We start from the raw sequence: 21694 nt of genomic DNA on the forward strand, positions 1-21694 counted from the left end.
CTCCTGTTCTGGCCGGATGGCCAATCTTGTTATCGCTTATCCGAATAATATCTCAAAAATCCGCATTTTCTCCGGTCTATCGGCCGGAAGTTGTTCCAGGACATCCAGCGGGAAATACAACTTATGATCTGTGCGTTTCTTGCCGGAAATTGCTTCGACAATATCCGACTGGCGCGATAGTTCCTTCAGTTCATCGTTTTTCGGCTGCAACAAATGAATCGGAAGCCGTTCTTCTTCCTCGCCGGGACGATAAAAATCGTAAGGCAGATCAGAAGAGGAATCGACTACCAGGTAGTATTCCGGATCGATGTCGATGGCTTGAAACAGCTTGTATAATTCCATCCACTCTGTCATTTGCTGATTCGGGTTGAACTCGATATATTTAAACAAACGCCGGTTGATAAACCGTTCACACAAATCACGTAAAACGGTGTCGTCTTCTTCCAGCCAGGCTTGAAAATAATACAGGACGATCGATTCATCAAGCCGCAGGTATTCCTCCAAATCGACGTTTTCCGCAAAAAACGAGAGAAAATGGGTCGGCTTCTGCTTAAACTGATAATTTTGTTCGTATAAATATTTGGCCCGATGAAGAATTTTCGACAATATCACCTCTGCACTTCTGGTGACAGGGTGAAAGTAAACTTGCCAATACATTTGGTAACGGCTCATGATGTAGTCTTCCACGGCATGCATTCCGGTCTGCTTGATGACGACTTGATCCTCCGTCGGCCGCATGACCCGTAAAATTCTTTCCATATCAAAATGTCCATAGCTCACCCCGGTGAAATAGGCATCCCGTTGCAGGTAATCCATCCGATCCGCATCGATTTGGCTGGATATCAAACTGACGACCAATTTGTTTTCATAGGTTTTATTGATGACATCAGCCACGTCCTCCGCAAATCCCTTCCCGACACGTTGCAGGATTTTATTGATCTCCGTATCCCCGAGAACGATTTTTTTGGTGAAATCCTCGTGATCCAGCTTAAATACTTTTTCGAAGGAATGGGAGAACGGACCATGCCCCAAATCATGCAGCAGGGCAGCACACAAGCATAACAGCCGTTCATCATTATTCCAGTTCGGACGATTTTCAAAGTTGAACAATATCCGCCGGACGATTTCATAGACGCCAAGCGAATGGTTGAACCTGCTATGCTCAGCTCCGTGGAACGTCAAAAACGAGGTACCCAGCTGTTTGATCCTTCGAAGCCTTTGAAATTCCCTTGTGCCGATCAAGTCCCAAATCACTTGGTCTTTGACGTGGATATACCTATGTACAGGATCTTTAAATACTTTTTCTTCACTTAACTGCTCATCTTTATATGCCATGTCCAGGTCCCTTCTATTGATATCAACAAGACAACAGGGAAATACTGCAATCCTTATCTTTTCTGTACCCGACTCACTCTATAAATAGTCGACCGATTAATCACAGGAATGAGATTGAAAAGCCTGTATAACAAACTTCCCCTGAAAAGTTCTGTACTAGCGGTCGACGAATCCCGACGTTTTATCGGTACCTTTGCATGTCGATTCATAAACAATTACTATCATTATATAATAGAAATGCCGACACAAAAATGGTTTTTTTGCACGAATTGGATTTTTTGTGATTATCAGCCGCTCAGACAATTTGCTATAATGAACTGGCAGCCGCGGAAGGTGCAGCTGCCACCCGACCAGAAGACAACTGGCGGTAATCAAAGGAGATATTGGTATGGAAGATTGGAAAAAACTGTTCAGTGGAACAGTGCGTTATATCGACCAGCGCGGAAAGGCAGGCAGAGATGATGCGATCGCTTCCTTTGCCTACGATGATGCGCTGGCAATTTCTGTAGGTAATGAGACTTCTCCTCCAGCAGCGAGACTTTGGGTTCACGATAAAACACTCATTCTCGGCATTCCAGACGCAAAATTACCTAACGTAGATGCAGCCCTCCAATGGGTCGCCGGGCACGGATATCAAGCAGTTGTCCGGAATTCCGGAGGACTGGCGGTTGTACTTGATGCAGGCGTTCTCAACTTGTCCTTTATATTACCGGACGCCAAAGGAATCGGTATTCACGAAGGATATCAATTCATGGTCACCTTCATTCAGGACTTATTCCGCAACCTGACGACGGAAATAAAGGCCTTCGAAGTAAAAGGTTCGTACTGTCCGGGCGACTATGATCTAAGTATTAGAGGACAGAAATTCGCCGGTATATCCCAACGGCGTGTCAAAAATGGTTCAGCTGTCCAAATTTACCTTTGTGTAGAAGGAAGCGGCCGTGAACGGGCCGAACTGGTCCGGCATTTTTATGAAATCGGCAGGAAAGGGAAATCCAACCGATTTGAGTATCCAGAAGTGAAGCCGGAAACCATGGCATCGCTTACTGAACTGCTTTCCATCCAGCTCACAGTCGATGATGTGTGCAAGTCGATTCACCAAGCCCTGGCATCCGTGAGTACGTCGATTAACGAGCAATCCTTGGACAGCGTTGAACAGCAAGCGTTCGAAAAAAGGCTGGAACAAATGAAGGAGCGAAACATCAAAGCACTGGGAAGTTGAACCCAGTGCTTCTTGTTTTACAGTCTCCGATGGACCTGCCGTTCTATCCGATTCGATTCTAAGGCCTGCCAATCGATGTCATACCCAATACCAGGAATATCTTTTAACGCGATCCCACCATTTTGCAGCATAACCGGCGGTGTAATGATATCCCGGTGCCAATAGCGGTCCGATGCAGAAATATCACCAGGATACAAAAACTGCGGCAAACTAGCTATGGCAATATTATGGGCCCGCCCCACACCTGCTTCCAGCATCCCTCCGCACCAAACAGGTATGTTATTTTCCTGGCAGAAGTCATGTATTTTTTTCGTTTCGCTCAGACCACCGACCCGCCCGATTTTAAGATTGATTACCCGGCAGCTTCCCAGTCCGACGGCAGCCCTCGCGTCTGTCAGGGAATTGATGCTTTCATCCAGGCATATCGGTGTATCCAGCTTGCTTTGCAAAATGGAATGTTCATAAATGTCATCGTGTCCAAGCGGTTGTTCGATCATCGTCAGGTTGAATTCATCCAGCCGTTTTAAGATATCGATATCTTTCAATGTATAGGCAGAATTTGCATCGGCCATCAGTTGGATGTCGGGAAAATGGCGGCGAACTTCGCGAAGGACTTCTACATCCATTCCGGGTTTGATTTTCAATTTTATCCGCTTATAGCCTTCCTCCAGATGGTCTTCCATGACAGTAAGCAAGTTGGAAATGGATGGTTGGATTCCAATACTGACACCGGATTCTATTCGGCTTCGCCCTCCGCCCAACGCAGCCGCAAGCGAAATTTCCTGACGCTTGGCAAATAAGTCCCAAACCGCTCCTTCCACTGCTGCCTTTGCCATGTTGTTGCGACGAATCACCGAAAAGCGGCTGCTGATTTCATCCGGATGGCGAATCGACTTCTTGAACAATAATGGCAATAAAAAGTCCTTGATCACATGTTCGGTTGTCGCCACTGTTTCTTCCGTGTACCAAGGGACCGGAAAGGCGACCGACTCGCCGAACCCGCTATTCCCATTTCCGTCGACAGCTTCCACGATAAAAAAATCTTTCGTCGAAAACGTTCCGAAACTGGTTTGGAACGGATTCTTCAAATCCATGACCAGCCGGTGCAAGATGACTTTTTCTATGTAAAAAGGTTCGTTTTCCAAGCAGAATGCCTCCTTCCCTTAGAGAGAATGTTCGTTGGTTTCCAGTTGGTTTTTATCGTAATACTTTGCACGCACTTTGTCTATCGACGTACCACTTCTTTCGGTCGCGAAAAAAGTGTGCTCGAAAAGTGAGCAGTGTGAATCCTGCGCTGCGGAAACACATTGCGCTATGTTTTCTATTCTTCTTTTGGAACAATGGGTTACTCTTGCCAGCAATAATGTTGATAGAGAACGTCTCTTTCCCTACAGTATGGAAACAGCACACATGAAAAACTTGCAGGAAGGACGAGGCCACTGAAAAAGTCCTTTCTAATCTAAAAGAGCTGTTCAAGTTTGTTGTTGATGCTCACGACGCTTATCGATGGATGCTTGCCGCGGGCACGGCCTCAGCTAACTTGGTAAAGAAAATCACTTGACCAAGTGGATCTTCGGCTCGCGCTGTTCCCGCAGGCGTCACCATCGAACGCTCCTCGTGGAATCAACAGAGGTAAACCGAAGAAGCGTGATTTTCTTTGATTTATTAAAAGAAAGTCACCCTTTTTTCTTGTACCCTGAGATGGCACCAGAAGATGACGTCCTTGAACCCAGCTTGTTAGCTTACTTCCGTCGTAGTGAAACGAATCGTTAAACGAATGAAGGAATAGAGGGCACAAATCACTTGAAATTAGATAAAAAGCGGCCGGTATGGAAATTAAATTCATACCGACCGCTTTTTTAAAATTCTACTTTTCAAAGGCCTTCAGTTTATCACTGGCTTCAAAAGAACCGAGGTTCCTCTACAAGCTCTGCCATCCTATCTGTATTCTTTTACAGGGACTGTGCAGCCGTGATGATTGCCAGTTTGTACACATCATCCGCAACACAGCCGCGTGATAAATCGTTAACCGGCTGATTCAAACCCTGCAGGATTGGACCGACAGCATCGTAATTTCCCAGACGCTGTGCAATTTTGTATCCAATGTTTCCGGCTTCTAATCCTGGAAAGATAAAGACATTGGCATCACCGTTCAGTACGGAGTCCGGTGCCTTCTTTTCGGCTACTGCCGGAACAAAAGCCGCATCGAACTGAAATTCCCCGTCCAGTGGTAAATTAGGATTTTGTTCCTTGGCGATTTTGACCGCCTCAGCGACCTTCTCTGTTTCTTCCGACTTAGCAGACCCTTTCGTGGAAAAGCTCAACATCGCGACTCGCGGATCGATGTCGAAAAGCTCGGCAGTGTCGGCGCTGGCTGCAGCAATCTCCGCCAAGTCCTGGCTGTCCGGCGCAATGTTGATAGCGCAGTCCGCGAAAATATACTTTTCTTCTTCTTTCACCATGATAAATACGCCAGAAGTTTTCTTGATTCCCGGCTTCGTTTTAATGATTTGCAAAGCAGGGCGAACAGTGTCTGCAGTTGAATGGGCCGCTCCGCTGACCAGTCCGTCAGCTTTCCCCATATATACAAGCATCGTACCGAAGTAGTTTTCATCGAGGAGCATTTCCCTCGCCTGCTCTTCCGTGTTTTTCCCTTTACGACGTTCGACGAAGCTTGCCACCATTTCATCAAATGCAGCATAACTTTGCGGGTCGATTATTTCAGAACCCGATACGTCCACTTGAAGCTCTTGTGCTTTCTGTACTACTTTTTCTTCATTTCCAATTAATACAGGTTTCAAGATACCTTCAGCTCCAAGTTGACTGGCAGCAGTCAAGATGCGTTCGTCCAAGCCTTCAGGAAATACAATCCGCTTGCTATCCGACTTCACTTTATCTTTTAAACCTACAAATAAATCACTCATTCAAAAACCTCCAACATTCATTCTGTTATACATGATACGCTTTTTCCTGTATAAATGAAAGCCTTCTGTTTCGAAAATTACCATGCAAACCTTATCATGTCCCCATTTATGTCCAAATGATGACACTTGCGCCCGATAATCTTTTCGAAGCCTTGGAATGACACCCCAAATCTTTTGCGAGACAAGGGGTTTGTCTGATTTTGCCAATGAAAGCTGTCCGGGTTTCCGTTAATGATTATCTTTCCCTAATTATGTTATATTAAAAACATACTTTACCTTGAAGGAGTGACCTACTATGCCAGAAGCAGTTGAGACAATGGACGGCTGGTATTGTTTACATGATTTACGTACTATTGACTGGACTTCGTGGAAGCTTGCCACAAGTGACGAACGACAAGCTGCCATCCACGAATTTCAGCAGCTCCTAGAAAAGTGGGAGCAAGTCGAACAAAATCGCAACGGCAGCCATGCCTTATATACAATAGTCGGCCAAAAAGCTGATTTTCTGTTAATGCTGTTACGCCCGACTTTGGAGGAATTGAATCAAATCGAAACGGAATTCAATAAAAGCAAGCTAGCTGAATTCACAAAGCCTGCTTATTCTTATGTATCAGTCGTCGAGCTTTCCAAGTACAGACCAAGCAAGGACGGCGAAGATCCCGAACAAAAGCCGGAAACCCAGGCCAGGCTGAAACCGACGCTTCCAAAATGGCAGTACATCTGCTTCTATCCAATGGACAAGCGCCGGCAGGGCGACGACAACTGGTATATGCTTCCGTTTGAAGATCGCGGCAAGCTGATGTACGAGCATAGTAAAACCGGCAGAAAGTATGCGGGGAAAATCCGGCAAATCATCACAGGATCCATGGGATTGGATGATTGGGAATGGGGCGTTACTTTATTCGCCCACGATTCACTGGAAATCAAAAAGCTCGTGTATGAAATGCGCTTTGACGAAGTAAGCGCCCGCTACGGCGAATTCGGCGCCTTCTACGTCGGCAGCATTTTGACTCCTGAACAAATACCATCTTTCCTGCAAGTGTAAAATAATCCCGAAAGCCCTAGTCAACCTATCCTTGTGATAAAAAAGACTAGCAGCCGGGATAAAAGCATAGTGCCATTACAATAACCGAACGATATTCAAAATCGTTCGGTTTTTTATTTAGAAAAAAGCAAACCGTTCTCTACCCTTCTCTTATACATTGTGAAACGCTCCACTCCGCCAAGGTGCTTCGCTTTCCGCGGGCACGGCTTCAGCTAACTTGGCAAAGAATAACGCTTTGCCAAGTGGATCTTCAGCTCGTGCTCATCCCGCTGGAGTCTACGCACCTTGCCTCCGTTGATAGAGATACTTTTTATTCTGGTGAGCTTTCCGTTTTGTCTTTGCTGTTACGAAAGCGAAGTATCTGGCCCAACAACAGTGTGACCATGCTTTTTCTCGGTCTTTTATTAAAAATGGTTAATTTCGCATGAGTTGATTCTTACTCCATCTTATCGCATAACATATATCGCTCAAAACATTGGTTAGAGCTTTTCAATTGTTGATCTCGCTATTAAATGTCTAAATTTCTTGATTCATGTTCGAAAAAAGAATGATAGACGAGTCAAGCAAATGCTTATTTCAGCGTATAAAGTCTAGTTACCCAAGGCGAGAAATTTAAAGCTATCAAATTACTTTTCTGTCGTAATATATCCATCGTCTTTAAGTCTTGTGATTTTACAATTTTCAAGGGTTTCAAATTCGTTCAGTCTTTCTTCAATTGTCTTGTTATTACTATCCTTGAATAAGTCTTCTCTGTCATAGTGCTGAAAAGTTTAGTGTTTAGTCTATCCATTTCTGGAGTGAAGAAATGCACTACCTTAATGTGAGGGCCGAGTAAAAGAGCTCCAGCGCTAACGCCTAATAAAGTCATTGTAAAAACCGTTGGATGTTAATAATAATTTCAATGCACTCAATCCTGTTCTCAATTAAATTCTTGGTACATCCTTATTTTAACAAAAAATGACGGGAGCCCTTTTTAATTTAATTATGTTTTCACCAATCTTTGAAAACTCCTTTGTTAAAACGGCATCTTTCCATTCTAAAGTCAGGACACTGTAACTAAGCGAAGGCAAGATGCGGAGACTCCTACGGGAACAGCACGAGCTGAAAATCCCGCAAGAAAGCGCCTTTTGCTTTCTGAGGAAGTTGAAGCCGTGCCCGTGGAAAGCGCAGTATCTTGCCGTAGCGTTGACAAGCACTCATTAAACAAAAGAAGGAAAGGAAGTCTAAGCTTTCTTTCGCTGTTTCTTCTATTATGTAAACAACAAATTTATTATTCCGTTTTGGAAACATTCTAACTCGTTGTTTTTTGCCCGCATTATTCTCCCCCTTCTCCTTTTCACCTTTCCTTTCTTTTTGGTCATATAGATTTTGTCCACGACATACGTATATCTATTAGAGAGCATTGGCAGTGACGAAAATTCTCTCGTTCGCATCAAGAAAGAGGTGACATCTTATAGCCATCACTGAGCATAACGAGAAAGACACGGATTTCATGCGGGAGGTATAGTTTTTATACGCTGCTCTGTCGGAGTATGGCGGGAAGTGCACGGGAACATAGAATGGTTTTCTTACAGGCCTGGGCCTGAATAAATATCGAGTGGATGATGAAGGGAGAGGTTCGCAAGATGAGTAAAGATAAAAGACAAATGCCTTCTGGAGCACAAGGAAGCAGCAGTGCCGGTTATCCATCACAAGGACAGCAAAGCTATGGATACGGGCAGACACCCGGCGGCTATTATTATCCGCAGCAAATGATGCAAGGTGCCCAACAGGGGTATTATCCGGGGATGCAGGGGATGCAGGGGATGCAGGGAATGCCGCAGCAGCAAATGCAGCCACCGCAGCAAGCGCCTCAGCAGCAGCAAACTGCAGGCGTTTCGGATATTCCCGGCATGCTGCCGACCGAGCAGTCCTATATTGAAAATATATTACGGCTCAACCGCGGCAAACGGGCTACCGTCTACATGACATTCGAAAACAATGATCGCTGGAATGCCATGATATTCAAAGGCATCATCGAAGCTGCGGGAAGGGATCATTTAATACTTAGCGATCCGGAAACGAACCGCCGGTATCTGCTTCTCATGGTTTACTTGGATTACATCACCTTTCCGGAGGAAATCAATTATACCTATCCATACGGCGGTGGTTCCGGTCAGGCAGCCACTTACCAGCCACGGCGCTGACAGTTCGATGTCACAAGTGGAACGTGACTGTTCATTCTTTATCCTCACTATAAAACCCTTGCAGGTTTTTAGCATGCAAGGGTTTCTTCTGCTGACGAAAGCCAGCAACACGTATTGTCGATATTCAATCACACGGAAAAAAGGAGGCCTTGCCTAGTGAAGCATCCCTATAAAAAATTCTTTCAATTGCAGCTGCTCATGATGGGACTTGCCTTGATTCTAGGGGTGATCGCACTTGTCAAAGCAAGCCTGTTCATGATAATCGCAGCGTTCTATTTCCTGGCTTTCAGCTTTATTTTTGAAGGACTTGCCGAGCATAAAAAACAACATACCCTTCCATTCGCTCAACAAATGGCCAGGGCTTTTTTCATCCTTGTGCTTATCAGTTATTTGGCGATCATATTAATTTAATCGCAGCATATCCGAGGACGATCCAGCCAGCCAGGAAAGCCAACCCGCCCAACGGAGTGACCATGGCAAAAAACTTGACGCTTGTCGTCGCGTAAACATATAAACTTCCCGAGAACAGGACGATGCCCACAAAGAACAACCATCCAGCCGTGGACAGACTGGCCGCTTGAAAGCGGCTGGCCAGCAGTCCGGTAACGAGCAACGCCATTGTATGGAACATTTGATAATTTACGGCCTTCTCCCATGTGGACAAAGCTTTTTCGGAAATCTTCCCTTCCAGCCCATGAGTCCCGAACGCTCCCAGGGCTACTGCCAGAAAACCATTGATAACGCCAAAAATCAGAAACAATTTCATTATTTTCACCTCTGTTAAAAGTCAAAAATCGAATTGCCGTTTGCTTCTCCATGATCTGCCGTTTGCTTTCCGGCAGATTGGATTCCTGATGACCCAGTCTTTCCAGTGTGCATACCGCCCATCATTTTCGCCAATTCCTGTTCCGGTCCGGCTTCAGCATTGCCTTCTTCCAGCATTAAGTCGCATAACATACGCACCGCACGGACATGCTCTCTCACAGCTGCAGTTTGATCGTTATTCGCCAGAGCTTCCTGCAATTCACTCATCATTTTCGTCAAAACGGACTGATTGGAAATTGCCATGGAATCCCTCCTTCTATTTCCCAAGTAGACTAGCCGTATCAACGAACTGCCGATAGCTACTTCTTTATTATTGCTTCAACCAACTAAGTATAACATGGAAGGAGGCTTCGCTTCACTTCCCCCGTCCTTCCATGACCATTCCCTACAAAACACCAAGGGCATTCAAGAAGATCAGCAAAATGATCACAGGTGCAAAGTATTTTACAATCACATACCACCAATGGCCCACCGTAGCATGCTGCAAATCCGCGGCAGTCAATGCGTCCATTTTATTGAAATACCATCCGATGAACATCGCCATCACCAGACCGCCGATCGGAAGAAAAATGTTGGAAGCTACATAATCCATGGAATCCATGATGTTAAGCTGACCGATTGGCGTGAAGCCTGACCAAGCTCCCATTCCCAGGGAAGCGCCGATTCCCAAGACAAAGATCACTATCCCGGTAATGATGGCGGCCAGTTTACGGCTCCATTTAAAGGAACGCATCAGATAGGCTACCGGCACCTCCAGCAAAGAAACAGATGAAGAGACTGCAGCAAGGGTCAACGACAAGAAAAACAGGATTCCTACAATCCCGCCAAATGGAATTTGGCTGAATATATCCGGGAGGGTGATAAACACAAGCACAGGACCAGAGTCTGGTTCAATACCAAAGGCAAATACCGCCGGGAAGATGACGACCCCGGAGATAACAGCGAAGAAGGTATCCATCAAACCGATACCGACAGTTGCTCCCGGGAGCTTGTGGTGATCTCCAAGATAGCTTCCATATGTCATCATGACTCCGACTCCTAAACTAAGGGAGAAAAACGCCTGTCCGAGGGCGGCAATATAAACAGATGGATCGCTGAGTACACTCCAATCAGGTTGAAACAAAAAACGCATCCCTTCCATCGCACCATCCAACGACAAGCTGAAGCCGGCAAGGATGATCAATAACACAGCCAATGCCGGCATGAAAATTTTGTTCGCAAGCTCGATGCCCTTTTTGATCCCCGTCAAAACAATCGCAATGGTCAGCACCATGAAAATGGCGTGCCACAACAAAGGCTGTGCAGTGGAAGAGGTGAACATCTCGAAGGCTGCACCATAACCTTGCTCTGGTACCGTAAAAAATTGACCTGTTAGATAATTCCAAAAATAATACATGGACCAGCCTGCCACCACACTGTAAAACCCTAAAATCAAAAGCGCTCCAAAGACTCCAAGAAAACCTGCCAAATACCATGGCTTTCGGGGAGCGAGTGTCCGGTAAGACCCGACCACGTCACTTTTTGCCTTGCGGCCGATACTGACTTCGGCGAGCAATAATGGTATGCCGATAATGACAATGCTCGCAAGATACAAAATCAAAAAGGCTCCGCCGCCATTTTCGCCGGCTACATAAGAGAAACGCCAAATGTTGCCCAGTCCGACAGCAGAACCCATCGCTGCAAGCATGAAACCGAGTTTCGATGCCCAGCTTTCCCTTGTGGAATTCATGGTCCAACTCCTTTCCGTATCCATCTTTTTTGTTTTATGAGCTGGCCAAAAACTCCAGCCCGTTTTTTTCTACGCCGATTCATGTGCGTTTTTTAAACATACTTTCCTATCATAATAAAAAACATTTCTTAATACAATAACGCGAGGAAAACAAGTTTTCAACAGGAATTTCCTTGGATGTCCCTGGTATATTATGCTAGTTTGGTAGAGAGCTAGATGCAGAAGGAGGAATGACGGATGGGTGCGTGGTTCGATGTGTCTTCGACTGATATGTTTCAGCCATTTTCAACCAGCCATTTGCTTATGCTGACTGCCTATGCCTGCGGAGTATTGGCCATGTTTTTTCTACGTGAACAATTGCAGACAAACTCTGTCCGGCTCATCATACGATGGCTGTTATTCCTTATGCTTTTTTCCAGCGAGCTTTCTTTTCAGGGGTGGGCCATTTACCATGGAGTTTGGCGCTTTCCGGATCACATGCCACTCCACCTGTGCGGCATAGCGTCCATCATAGCGATGCTGGCGCTGCTCTTTCAGAATAAATCGTTAATAAGGCTAACTTATTTTCTTGCCGTCGTTCCAGCCATGCTGGCATTGATCACGCCTGATTTACCTTATGGGCCGGAACACTTCCGTTTCTGGAAGTTCTTCCTACATCATCTTGCCATTTCCTGGTCGGGAATTTTTCTGGTTTTTTCCACCCCTGTACGGATCACTTTGGCATCGATGCTCCAGTCATTTTTGTTACTGACAGGTTATGCGCTTGTAGTAGGTACGCTAATCAATCCGTTGACAGGAGCTAATTACTTGTATCTGGCAAAACCTGCGGCCAATACCCTGCTCAGCCATTTCGGCAACGGGGCTAGCTATTATGTGAATCTTGTCATGGCAGCATTTATCGCCTTCGCCCTTTTGTATGGAGCGGCAAAATTCTTCACCGAGAAAAATAAATGATGTCCCCTCCATATTTCGTGGCGTTTTTTGCCACACAGAGGATGGGTTTAAGACCTCGAGGGGGTAGGCGCTGGAGCTGGATGCGGCTGTTTCAGCCAATAATTATCCATAGACAGTTAATTTCATCATTTCCTTTACAACAAGAAAGCCTTGCAGCTACAGGCTCCAAGGCTTTATCAGGCTATCTATTTAAATGACAAAATTCATTTGCTGTTGATCTTCTATATACCTTCCATACATCCATAGGACGAATTCCAATTCTTCGTTACAGAGTTCCCGTTTTAACTCCTTTTCTATATTGCTCACAAATACAGTGTAGTCAATCATTCAGAGTTTATCCTCCTCATTCGAAAAAGTTGGCATCCCCCCACAGGTGCCTGAACGTTAAGTGTTTACAGTTTATTTTACTTTTAAAATGCCAAATATTCAATGCTATTTTCAAAAAATTATAAAAAATAAAGGCAATTTTATTGAAATTTGGCGACTTTTATGCCTGTCTACTAGAAATTCAAGAAAGTATTGAACTGTCAATATTGTATACGCTTACACTATATATGGTAGGTATACGATCAATAATATGAACAACCATACTCCATCTACGAAATGCCAATAATATTGAAAGATTTTCTGCTTTTCCTGATAAAGTCCATACGGCAGCGTTCGAAAGGAGTGCAGGGTCAACACCACCATCCATAATAAACCGAACAATACATGGACGGCATGCAGGCCGGTCAGGATATAAAAGGAGGATAAAAAGTTGTTCACAGTAAAGGTATATCCTTCCGTCACGTAATGAAAATATTCGTAGATTTCCAAAAGAAAAAAGCCGGCCCCGAGGAAAAAAGTGGCCGCCATGCCCCCCCTGACTAAAGGCATACTCTTCCGGCTCAATCCCTTTTCGGCCAAAAGCAGGGTTGCACTGCTTGCGAACAAGCAGAACGATGCCAGCAAAACCGATGGAACAGAATAGACATCCCGCGGATCGGGGCCGGGATGTGAAGGTGTATAAACGATATACGTGGCAAATAAAACGGCAAACATGATCCCTTCAACGAATAGATAAATGAAAAATCCCATCCTTTTATCCAAAAACAACGCTTGCGCCTGTTTACTCATCGGCAGTCCCCTCCTTTCCGATTGTATTTATCCGTTCATCACGCCACGTCCGCAGCAAGAACATCACCAACACCAGAACGCCGCTCAAGACTGCCAGTATCCACCATTGATAAATCATGGAAAGCGATAACAGCCAGAGTATCGCACCTATGCATAGCGGCTGGATGGTTTTGCCCGCAATTGGAGCAGGCCGGCTATCTGTTCCGGCAGCCATCCGCCTTCCTGCTTGCTTGGCATACCAAAACGCATCCCGCTGATCTACGACCGGCTGCTTTGTAAATGGGTGTTCCGGAGCCGGAGAAGAAACAAGCCATTCCAGCGTCCGCCCTTGCCATGGATCCGCCCCTGCATGGTCCCCTGATTGCCGAGTGCGGATAATGTTCCAGATGAACACAGCCATTCCCGCCCCCATAAGAAATGCCCCGATCGTGCTGATAAAGTTAAATGCAAATAAGTTCTCGCCCCACTGATAGGTGTACGTCCGTCTTGGCATTCCATTCAACCCAGTGATGTGCATGAGGAAAAACGTTAAATGAAAACCAGTGATGAATAAACCCAAATGCCAGATGCCGAGACGACGGTCCAACAATTTGCCCGTTATTTTTGGATACCAGTAATAAATTCCTGCAAAAACCCCCAGTATCGTGGAGCCGATAATCGTATAGTGAAAGTGGGCGACGACAAAGTGTGTATCGTGAAACTGCATGTCCGCTGCCGCGACGGACAGCATCACTCCGGTGACTCCGCCCATCACAAAAGTTGGAATAAAAGCGAGTGCAAACAGCATGGGCACAGTAAAACGGACCACGCCATTCCTCATGGTAAACAACCAGTTGAACACTTTGATACCGGTGGGAATGGCTATCAACATGGTAGTGATCGCAAAAAAGGTATTTGCCATCGGTCCAAGACCTACGGTGAACATATGGTGCGCCCAAACCATAAATCCAAGAAAACCAATCAGGCAAAGCGACAGCACCATCGCAGTATAACCGAACACCTTTTTTCGTGAAAAAGTTGAAATGACATCAGAAAAGATGCCGAATGCCGGCAAAGCCAAAATGTACACCTCTGGATGGCCGAAAATCCAAAACAAATGCTGCCAATATACTGGATTACCTGCTTCACCTGAGAAAAAGGAGGTATCAAACAACCTTTCAAACATCAATAAAAACAAGGCAATCGTCAATACCGGGAAAGCGACCAGAATCAAAAGGGACGTGACGAGCGTGGCCCAAGGAAACAACGGCATCCGGTTCCATTTCATTCCGGGGGCGCGATGTCGCAAAATCGTGACGATCATATTGACAGCCGTCAACGTAGTCCCCAGCCCGGAAACCTGCAGAGCAAATAAATAGTAGTCATTGCCTTCTGTCTGTGTATATGTATCGGTGGATAAAGGAGTGTAGGCAGTCCAGCCCGCATTTGGGGAACTGTCCAGGAAAAAGGCCATATTGAACAGCATGCCTCCGGCCAAGAACATCCAAAAGCTCACTGCATTCAGAAATGGAAACGCCATATCCCTGGCGCCGATTTGCAAAGGAACCGCGATATTCATCAACCCGATCAGCAGCGGCATCGCTGCGAAAAAAATCATCATGGTTCCATGCGTCGAAAAAACTTCATTGTATTTGTCTCCTTGAAACACCCAGAAGTTGTTTTCCGGGACCGCCAATTGAGTACGCATCAACAAAGCGTCGATCCCACCCCGCAGAAAAAACAGAAAACCGAACAACACGTACATGGAGCCGATTTTCCGGTGATTCGTCGTCCGCATATACTCCCAAACCAACGGCCATTTCTTTGTTTTACTCAACCATAGCAAGAGTATCGGCCCCACCAACAACATCATGATCCAGGCAGCTATTACATCTCCAGGCATGTATAATACGTTGTCCCAAATAGGCAATGTCATGTTTTCCACCCTTTATTAAATGAATTCTCTCATTCTTCCTGCAGCCAGTTACGGTAAGCTTTTTCTTGCAATACATCGGTGTCGAACCTCATCAGGGCATGGTTCACGCCACAAAATTCTGCGCATTTTCCCAGGAACGTTCCGGTTTTATCCGGGGTCACTTCAAACAAAATTTCTTTTCCAGGTATGACATCCTGCTTGCCGCCAAGTTCCGGTACCCAAAAGGAATGAATGACATCCTCCGATTGCAGATGGAGGATAGCTTGTTCACCGACTGGTAAAACCAATCGATTCGACTGTTTGCCATTTTCATAGGTGAATGTCCAATCATAGCGTTCCGCTGTCACCTGAATATGAATTGCCGCCTCATTGGCGGCTGCATTGTCTGTTCCGTTTCTCGATTCAGGTGAAACATGGTAGGTGACGACAACCGTCGGAACTGCAAGGATGGCCAACAGCAGAACCGGGAACAGTGTCCACATGATTTCAAGCCGTTTATTACTATTAATTTCCTCCGGGACGTCATCTTTGTTTTTCGCAGTCTGTTTGTATTTCCAGGCGAATCGAATCAAAAGTACAAACACTACCGCCATCACGACAATCATGATGGCAAAGCTCAAATAAATTAACATGGCCTGGTCTCCAGCGACCTGGCTGTGCGGGTTCAGTGTCCTGATTTGGCAACCATTCAATAATAAAAGCAATACAATCCAAGCTTTTTTCATCCTATCCACCTTTTCTTTCCTTTAAGGTACTTACGTTACACCGTCATGAAGGTCCCGCATGCCAACCTCCGTCAGAAGAAGAGTTCCCAATGGCATAAACAAGACATACCAGTTATAATGTATTCAAGCAAACTTACAAGGGGAGGTGAAGAATTGGAACAAATCCAACAGCTCGCTTACTTTCAAAAGCAACTGCAGGAAAACGTCCAGCAGCTGTCCGATTCACTGCTCCAAAAGTTGTTTGAAAGTTTTCCGGAAACTTTCCAGGACCATACAGAAATCGACCACGAGTTGTCCTATCAATTTTTGCATGACTTGATCACGACGATTGCCGACTTGCTGCCTGATAATGAAGTTTCCAATCAAGAAGCTGTTAAATGGGGGCAGAAAACCGGCCAATTGCTGGTCGAACGGAAAAACAGTTTATCCGACTCGCTGGCCAAATTGAGTGTACATAAGCGTGTCCTCTGGTCATTCATAGAAGAAATAGCTGCCGAGAATCAATATCACGAAGCTTTGGAAACGATGACAAGAATCGATCAGTTGTATAATCATATCATCCATGGGGTAAGCATTACCCTGAAGGAAGAAGATGAACGAAAATTAAGCAGTTTTGAAGAAAAGTATTTGAAAGCATCAACGCCGATCGTCCCGATTATGGATCAGGTAGCCATACTGCCGGTGATCGGGGAAATAGATGAAAAACGGGCGGAAATCCTTCTCGAGGAAACCACCCAAAAAGCCAGCAAGCTGGCGATTGACTGGTTGGTTATCGACCTTTCCGGCGTTGTTACGGTAAACGATTTATTTGTCAGTTATTTATATAAGCTGCTGGATTTATTAAAGCTGCTTGGAATTTCGCCAATTCTTACCGGCATTAAGCCGGAAATGAGCATAAGGGCAATGAAACTAGGCTTGTTCAAAGACAAAGGCGTCATTACAAAATCGCATTTGAAGCAGGCAGTGGAAATGCTCCGCCAGCAGCAAAGCTGATTGGCGTCTGCTCGTCTTATCGACCATGATGGCTTTCCCGTTTGAAGCTTGAAAGTTTAACGGGAAAGCCGGCAAGACTATCACTCGTTTTCTTTGTAATGAAAGTTTTCCAGTTTTTGAAGTCTTATCTCCAATTCTTGCAGTTCCTCTTTCGTAGCGATTCCCAGTTCATCAATGATTTTATTTTTTTGATCAGTCTGCTGTTCACTCCATTCCGCCGCTTTCGACTCTCCTCTTTCGGTGAATTTCCGCAGCATTTCTCTCGCTTGTTTCACTGTCAATTCATCGTTCGCCACCATTTCGTCCAACTTCTTTTTCAAGCTTTCCTTTCCAAGTACTGCAGCTCCCAATCCAAGCAGAAATCCTCTTTTCAGCAAATCACTCATTTACCAAAACCTCCTTTTATGTTTTAAAGAGTGAATCATCTTGTGGTGCTTCCTTGCCAGTGCACCCAACAAAATGAGAAACATTCCACTCGCAAACGCGCCACCCTTTATGAGTTCGCGGGAGTCTATGAACCAACCAGCGGAAAACACGGCAGCAGCGACAGTTAATAAGAAAAAACAGATGGCTGCGTAAAATAAGTAGTATTGATGCATGAATTTATAGCGCTGTTTGTTTTTTGCCCATTCACGATCCCTTTCCCCATCGTTCATCCAGTCAATCAGTTCTCGTGGCAGCGACAGCAGCGGACGGGCCGATTCTTTAAACACCTCTGTATAAATGGATCCTTTGCCATTCTCACCGGAGGCCCACTGTTTCACGACAGGACGTGCCCATTTCACCATGTCTACTTCCGGATAAATCGATAACAGTACACCAAGCAAGATAGATGCCGCCCTGCCCAGGAATGCATAATCGGCCGGAAGCTGGATCGGTTGTTCTTTCACAAACACTTGAAGATCCTCCATGACCTGTTCCAGCAATTCACCCTGCATCCGCTGTCCTGCTTGCTCCTGATAGATATCGAGTGTTTTCTTCAATAGTTTTTTTATTTTTTCTGTATCATAGTTTTCCAGAAGGAAATCCATTTCAAGCAGCGCATGTATCACACGGTCATAATCATCCAGGATGACTCCTTGCACAACACTCCGCAACTGCTTTGTATCTTCTTTCCGGATTTCCCCTGCCATGCCGAAGTCAAGAACGGCGATCGTTCCGTCTTGTTGAATAAGAAGGTTCCCGACATGGGGGTCCGCATGGAAGACCCCGGGATTGATGAATTGATCGATGTAAAAATCAAATAACGCCTTGGCTATTTGTTTTCGATCGATGCCGTGTTCTTGCATAAAAGAAAGATTATCGATTCTTTCCCCATCGACCCATTCCATTACCAGTACCCTGTCTGTACACAACTCATCATAGTATTCCGGAATGTGGATATTCTCATTTTCTTTGAACCGCTTTTTGAAATAGTTGGCATATTGCAATTCCTGTTCAAAGTCCAGCTCCTGACTCATCACCGAGACAATTTCCTTATATAACTTCTGCAAATCTGCTTTTTTTCCATAAATCGTGAACCGGGATAATAGCCAAAACACGATACGCAGCGCCCGGAAGTCCTTGTGAAAAACTTCTTCGACACGGTGTCTTCTTACCTTCACTGCAACAGGCGCCCCGTTATGCAGCTTTGCCTTGTACACTTCTCCAATAGACGCGGACGCAACTGGATAGCGGTCGAAATCGGCAAGATGTGTTTCCAGATTTGTCTCCCACTCTTCCTCGAGTGTTTGCCGGGAATACTTAAACGGAACCGATTTGACTTTGTCCGTCAGTCCTTCTAACTCTTTTATAAAGGCAGCTGGCAGTAAATCCCTTCGCGTACTTAAAAATTGACCGAATTTTATCATCAAGCCACCGAGTTCCAAAGCATTTTTGCGATACTCTCTGGCTTGCCCGGCCAGCATCCGTTCCCATTTTTTATTGGTTTCCTTGTCCCAGACACGGTGTATGAACTGGAAGCTGTAAATTTGCAGGAGAAATTTCATTGTCATGAAAACGATGCTGTATATTCGGTACAGTGTATTGTATTTCACTAAAACCACCATCCACTATGCACACTCTTATCCAAGGCCGTGCCTGATTATTAGTAATAGATACCCGTATCGGGAGCAGAAAAAACGAGCACCTTTTCACAAAGCTTGTCGTCGGCTATCGAATGAGCCGTTAAAGAAGTCCATAAGCCTAGTCGGGCAGCGGATGCTGTCGTAGAAATGCTACCAAATAACTATTCCAAATATTGCGAAAAAATAACTATAATGATAAATGGCGGAGCACACCTATTGATCTATATTTCGGGGAGGGAATGTTATTTGAAGAAAAAACTAACCGCAATCATTTCTACTAGTGTATTATCTTTTTCTTTGTTTGCACCTGTTGCTTCCAACCAGACAGCGGCAGCAGAAAGCACGGAAAGATGGAACATCGAGCGGTATGGGGACGAGTTGGACATCAGTGCAGAGTTGAACGAGAAGTCGAAAGATGAGGAGTTTCAAAAAGAAGCAAGAAAGCTGATTAAACAATCAGCAGCAAAAGTGAATTTCAACGAAGCCGAGACGGCAAGCAGTACAACAACCGATGAAGGATTCACATATGATGGCGGAACCAAACTGTTTCTCGATCGCGACTTGAGCTTTAAAGAATTCACCTTGCGCAGCGTAGGCGACAACGTGGAAATTTGGGTGGCAGAGGATCTTAGTTTCCCGGAGGGGGATCCTAGAGATCCACAGGTCGTAACTCAGGAACAGGTAGACAAGCTTGCTGATGAGTTTGACGAAAATATTTTCCCGAAAACAACTGCATTCTTTGGAACTCCTGATTCTCTCGACGGAAGCAATTCTCCGCTTCCGGATTTGGTTGGGCTTCCAGAAGGATACTACCAGTCGGAAGATGGCAATGACAAAACAATCATGCTGGTTGATAACATCAAAGACGATAACTACCATGATCCGGATTACCCGTTCTTTGTCGCTGGTTTTTTCTGGAGTACATTGGAGAGCTATATCGACCGAAACATTGTTACAATAGATGCAAATAACTGGGAAGAACGCCTGGAAAGTACTTTCTTCGCCACTACAATGCACGAATTCCAGCATTTGATCCACAATGATAACGACAGTACAGAAACTACTTGGCTTAATGAAGGAATGTCGACATTCTCTGAATATCTAGGGGGGTATGGGCACGATTATGGTTCCATCAACTTCCTGCTCGATCATCCGGAAAATTCCCTGGTGAATTGGGATGAACATGTCGGAGCCGATACAGGTCCGGAAACGATTGCTGATTATGGCCTTGTCTATTTGTTCACTTTGTACAATTACGAGCAATTCGGACAGGAATTCATACGTGATGTTGCTACCAGTCCGCTGCATGGCATTGAAAGCTATAACCAGGCGTACAAGGACTTCGGTATCAAAGAGGATTTCCAAAGCGTCTTCGAAAAGTTCGTCACTGCCTTGTTGATCGATGAAAACCAGAAAGTGAAAGGCAAAAAAGGCATTTATGGTTTTGATTCAATCGACTTACGCGAAATACCGGTAGAAGACGGTGAAACTAGAGGAAATACGGTTAACTTTGAAGAAGCTTCCTTGTACGAAAAAGATGGCGTTCCTGCATGGGGGGCCGATTACAAGCTGCTGGATTTTGAAGGAAAAATCGAAAACATTACCTTTGACGGCGTTGACTTCCTGCCAAGCCTTTGGCAGACTGTCACAAATCCGCTGGGTTCCAGCAACCAGGTTTATTGGGGAAATGATGGAGATGAAGCAGACAATAGTCTGATCTTTGAAGCGGATTTATCGGATGTTTCGGAAGCTTCCCTTCAATTCGACCATTACATTGATATCGAAGAACAATGGGATTTCGGTGTTGTCCAAGTTTCAACGGACGAAGGGAAATCATGGACCAGTCTCGAAAATGAACATACTAGATCAGATGTAGTCGAGGAAGGTTATCCGAAGATCAAAGAGAATGTACCTGGATTCACCGGTTATGTTGATGACTAGCAACAAGAAACGTTTGATTTATCTGATTATGCTGGGCAAAAAGTATATATATCTTTCCGTTATTTGACGGACTGGGGAACGACTGATTCCGGTTGGTTTGTCGATAATATCGCCATTCCAGAAATCGATTTGGTGTATGATGGGTCCTCGATGGATGGATTACAATCAAAAGAGGAGCTGCTTGAACAATACGTCAATTATTCAGTTACTTTCGTCAATGAAGATAAACATGGCAAGTTCAAAGTCTATCATGTGGATCCATTTAATATAACGGAAGCCGACGCTTTGAATTTGCGTAATTTATTTAAAAAAGGAACAAATTATATGACTACCTGGTATGCCGCTCCACAGGGAAGTATTGATTCCGTGCCGTTTGAATACAATATTGAATTAAAAGATAGTAAGGGACCAAAAAAGAAGAAAAAGCAGAAATAAGAACCTGGTTCACTGTACGTCGTGTGCTCCCCTCTTTTTACCCATAAAGCAGAACCGCTCTTGCCTTAGCCCGAGCGGTTCTGCTTTTCTTTTCCCTCTATTTAGGAGATATAAATCTAGCATTCTCTTGGAACTTAACTAGATAAAAGTGAAAGATAGAGGATTTCCCTTCACTGTTGACCAAAAGCTTGCTGAAATCCGACGCTGCGGAAAGCGTAGTGTATTCGGGCTGCGGACTACATAAAAATATATCCAGCAATTTTGTTTCACTTTGTCCGTTCAC

Annotated in this window: 19 protein-coding genes and 1 pseudogene; 8 read left to right on the plus strand and 12 right to left on the minus strand. The window is 45.0% G+C overall.

The features are described 5' to 3' along the window. Positions 1-36 precede the first annotated feature (36 nt). On the minus strand, positions 37-1335 hold the full coding sequence (locus tag F6X55_RS12090) for an HD domain-containing protein (protein ID WP_153463578.1): 1299 nt from the start codon (positions 1333-1335) through the stop codon (positions 37-39). 388 nt (positions 1336-1723) lie between these two features. On the opposite strand from F6X55_RS12090, the gene F6X55_RS12095 reads away from it, so the two are divergent. Then, positions 1724-2557, plus strand: coding sequence for a lipoate--protein ligase family protein (locus F6X55_RS12095; RefSeq protein WP_153463580.1), 834 nt, complete (start codon positions 1724-1726; stop codon positions 2555-2557). A gap of 17 nt (positions 2558-2574) precedes the next feature. On the opposite strand, the gene menC is transcribed toward F6X55_RS12095, so the two are convergent. Continuing rightward, positions 2575-3651, minus strand: a complete 1077-nt coding sequence (menC, locus tag F6X55_RS12100) for an o-succinylbenzoate synthase (RefSeq protein ID WP_153464043.1) — start codon at positions 3649-3651, stop codon at positions 2575-2577. Between the two features lie 858 nt (positions 3652-4509). After that, positions 4510-5481, minus strand: a complete 972-nt coding sequence (pta, locus tag F6X55_RS12105; protein WP_026570820.1) for a phosphate acetyltransferase — start codon at positions 5479-5481, stop codon at positions 4510-4512. 295 nt (positions 5482-5776) lie between these two features. Between pta and hemQ the strand changes: the two genes are divergently transcribed. The 3 genes from hemQ to F6X55_RS12120 all read left to right on the plus strand — a co-directional run bounded on the left by hemQ (position 5777) and on the right by F6X55_RS12120 (position 9123). Then, the gene (gene hemQ / locus F6X55_RS12110; protein WP_026570821.1) at positions 5777-6526 is read left to right on the plus strand and encodes a hydrogen peroxide-dependent heme synthase; all 750 of its coding nucleotides are present in this window, start codon (positions 5777-5779) and stop codon (positions 6524-6526) included. A gap of 1625 nt (positions 6527-8151) precedes the next feature. Beyond that, entirely contained in the window at positions 8152-8712 is a 561-nt protein-coding gene (gene gerQ / locus F6X55_RS12115) for a spore coat protein GerQ (RefSeq protein WP_237648655.1), read from the plus strand. A gap of 156 nt (positions 8713-8868) precedes the next feature. Further along, entirely contained in the window at positions 8869-9123 is a 255-nt protein-coding gene (locus F6X55_RS12120; RefSeq protein WP_153463583.1) for a hypothetical protein, read from the plus strand. Here the strand turns inward: F6X55_RS12120 and F6X55_RS12125 are convergent. From F6X55_RS12125 to F6X55_RS12135, 3 genes are all read right to left on the minus strand, one after another. Beyond that, positions 9110-9478: a DUF423 domain-containing protein gene (locus F6X55_RS12125; RefSeq protein ID WP_026570825.1), complete on the minus strand. Its 369-nt coding sequence runs from the start codon at positions 9476-9478 to the stop codon at positions 9110-9112. The two genes, F6X55_RS12120 and F6X55_RS12125, sit on opposite strands and share 14 nt — an antisense overlap. 14 nt (positions 9479-9492) lie before the next feature. Then, positions 9493-9780 carry a YwdI family protein gene (locus F6X55_RS12130; RefSeq protein WP_153463586.1) on the minus strand — a complete coding sequence of 96 codons (288 nt, stop codon included), beginning with the start codon at positions 9778-9780 and terminating at the stop codon, positions 9493-9495. Positions 9781-9922: 142 nt separating this feature from the next. Beyond that, complete coding sequence (locus tag F6X55_RS12135) at positions 9923-11266, minus strand: sodium-dependent transporter (RefSeq protein ID WP_153463589.1); 1344 nt, start codon at positions 11264-11266, stop codon at positions 9923-9925. A gap of 237 nt (positions 11267-11503) precedes the next feature. Between F6X55_RS12135 and F6X55_RS12140 the strand changes: the two genes are divergently transcribed. After that, positions 11504-12220: a YwaF family protein gene (locus F6X55_RS12140; protein WP_153463592.1), complete on the plus strand. Its 717-nt coding sequence runs from the start codon at positions 11504-11506 to the stop codon at positions 12218-12220. 189 nt (positions 12221-12409) lie between these two features. Here the strand turns inward: F6X55_RS12140 and F6X55_RS12145 are convergent, their stop codons facing one another. From F6X55_RS12145 to coxB, 4 genes are all read right to left on the minus strand, one after another. After that, on the minus strand, positions 12410-12547 hold the full coding sequence (locus tag F6X55_RS12145; RefSeq protein WP_153463595.1) for a hypothetical protein: 138 nt from the start codon (positions 12545-12547) through the stop codon (positions 12410-12412). Positions 12548-12763: 216 nt separating this feature from the next. Then, positions 12764-13336 carry a cytochrome c oxidase subunit 3 gene (locus tag F6X55_RS12150; protein ID WP_153463598.1) on the minus strand — a complete coding sequence of 191 codons (573 nt, stop codon included), beginning with the start codon at positions 13334-13336 and terminating at the stop codon, positions 12764-12766. Then, entirely contained in the window at positions 13329-15251 is a 1923-nt protein-coding gene (locus F6X55_RS12155; protein WP_153463600.1) for a cytochrome c oxidase subunit I, read from the minus strand. Before F6X55_RS12155 ends, F6X55_RS12150 begins: the two co-directional genes overlap by 8 nt. A 29-nt stretch (positions 15252-15280) precedes the next feature. Continuing rightward, entirely contained in the window at positions 15281-15976 is a 696-nt protein-coding gene (gene coxB, locus F6X55_RS12160; RefSeq protein ID WP_051382150.1) for a cytochrome c oxidase subunit II, read from the minus strand. Positions 15977-16129: 153 nt separating this feature from the next. On the opposite strand from coxB, the gene F6X55_RS12165 reads away from it, so the two are divergent. Continuing rightward, positions 16130-16969, plus strand: coding sequence for an STAS domain-containing protein (locus F6X55_RS12165; RefSeq protein ID WP_026570831.1), 840 nt, complete (start codon positions 16130-16132; stop codon positions 16967-16969). Positions 16970-17049: 80 nt separating this feature from the next. Here the strand turns inward: F6X55_RS12165 and F6X55_RS12170 are convergent, their stop codons facing one another. Together F6X55_RS12170 and F6X55_RS12175 are read right to left on the minus strand one after the other, a co-directional pair. Continuing rightward, on the minus strand, positions 17050-17355 hold the full coding sequence (locus tag F6X55_RS12170; RefSeq protein ID WP_153463602.1) for a phasin family protein: 306 nt from the start codon (positions 17353-17355) through the stop codon (positions 17050-17052). Then, entirely contained in the window at positions 17356-19005 is a 1650-nt protein-coding gene (locus F6X55_RS12175; protein WP_026570833.1) for an ABC1 kinase family protein, read from the minus strand. A gap of 873 nt (positions 19006-19878) precedes the next feature. Between F6X55_RS12175 and F6X55_RS20355 the strand changes: the two are divergent. Together F6X55_RS20355 and F6X55_RS20230 are read left to right on the plus strand one after the other, a co-directional pair. Next, positions 19879-21081, plus strand: a pseudogene (locus tag F6X55_RS20355) (peptidase M6); the annotation flags it as partial. Positions 21082-21126: 45 nt separating this feature from the next. Beyond that, positions 21127-21411, plus strand: a complete 285-nt coding sequence (locus F6X55_RS20230; protein WP_237648657.1) for a hypothetical protein — start codon at positions 21127-21129, stop codon at positions 21409-21411. Positions 21412-21694 lie beyond the last annotated feature (283 nt).

This window comes from Sediminibacillus terrae, assembly GCF_009602435.1.
Classification (GTDB): domain Bacteria; phylum Bacillota; class Bacilli; order Bacillales; family Amphibacillaceae; genus Sediminibacillus; species Sediminibacillus terrae.

Coding starts and splice junctions, on each gene's coding strand:
- F6X55_RS12090 (WP_153463578.1), bottom strand. CDS start 1,335: ATGGCATATAAAGATGAGCAGTTAAGTGAAGAAAAAGTATTTAAAGAT.
- F6X55_RS12095 (WP_153463580.1), top strand. CDS start 1,724: ATGGAAGATTGGAAAAAACTGTTCAGTGGAACAGTGCGTTATATCGAC.
- menC (WP_153464043.1), bottom strand. CDS start 3,651: ATGGATTTGAAGAATCCGTTCCAAACCAGTTTCGGAACGTTTTCGACG.
- pta (WP_026570820.1), bottom strand. CDS start 5,481: ATGAGTGATTTATTTGTAGGTTTAAAAGATAAAGTGAAGTCGGATAGC.
- hemQ (WP_026570821.1), top strand. CDS start 5,777: ATGCCAGAAGCAGTTGAGACAATGGACGGCTGGTATTGTTTACATGAT.
- gerQ (WP_237648655.1), top strand. CDS start 8,152: ATGAGTAAAGATAAAAGACAAATGCCTTCTGGAGCACAAGGAAGCAGC.
- F6X55_RS12125 (WP_026570825.1), bottom strand. CDS start 9,478: ATGAAATTGTTTCTGATTTTTGGCGTTATCAATGGTTTTCTGGCAGTA.
- F6X55_RS12130 (WP_153463586.1), bottom strand. CDS start 9,780: ATGGCAATTTCCAATCAGTCCGTTTTGACGAAAATGATGAGTGAATTG.
- F6X55_RS12135 (WP_153463589.1), bottom strand. CDS start 11,266: ATGAATTCCACAAGGGAAAGCTGGGCATCGAAACTCGGTTTCATGCTT.
- F6X55_RS12140 (WP_153463592.1), top strand. CDS start 11,504: ATGGGTGCGTGGTTCGATGTGTCTTCGACTGATATGTTTCAGCCATTT.
- F6X55_RS12145 (WP_153463595.1), bottom strand. CDS start 12,547: ATGATTGACTACACTGTATTTGTGAGCAATATAGAAAAGGAGTTAAAA.
- F6X55_RS12150 (WP_153463598.1), bottom strand. CDS start 13,336: ATGAGTAAACAGGCGCAAGCGTTGTTTTTGGATAAAAGGATGGGATTT.
- F6X55_RS12155 (WP_153463600.1), bottom strand. CDS start 15,251: ATGACATTGCCTATTTGGGACAACGTATTATACATGCCTGGAGATGTA.
- coxB (WP_051382150.1), bottom strand. CDS start 15,976: ATGAAAAAAGCTTGGATTGTATTGCTTTTATTATTGAATGGTTGCCAA.
- F6X55_RS12170 (WP_153463602.1), bottom strand. CDS start 17,355: ATGAGTGATTTGCTGAAAAGAGGATTTCTGCTTGGATTGGGAGCTGCA.
- F6X55_RS20230 (WP_237648657.1), top strand. CDS start 21,127: ATGGATGGATTACAATCAAAAGAGGAGCTGCTTGAACAATACGTCAAT.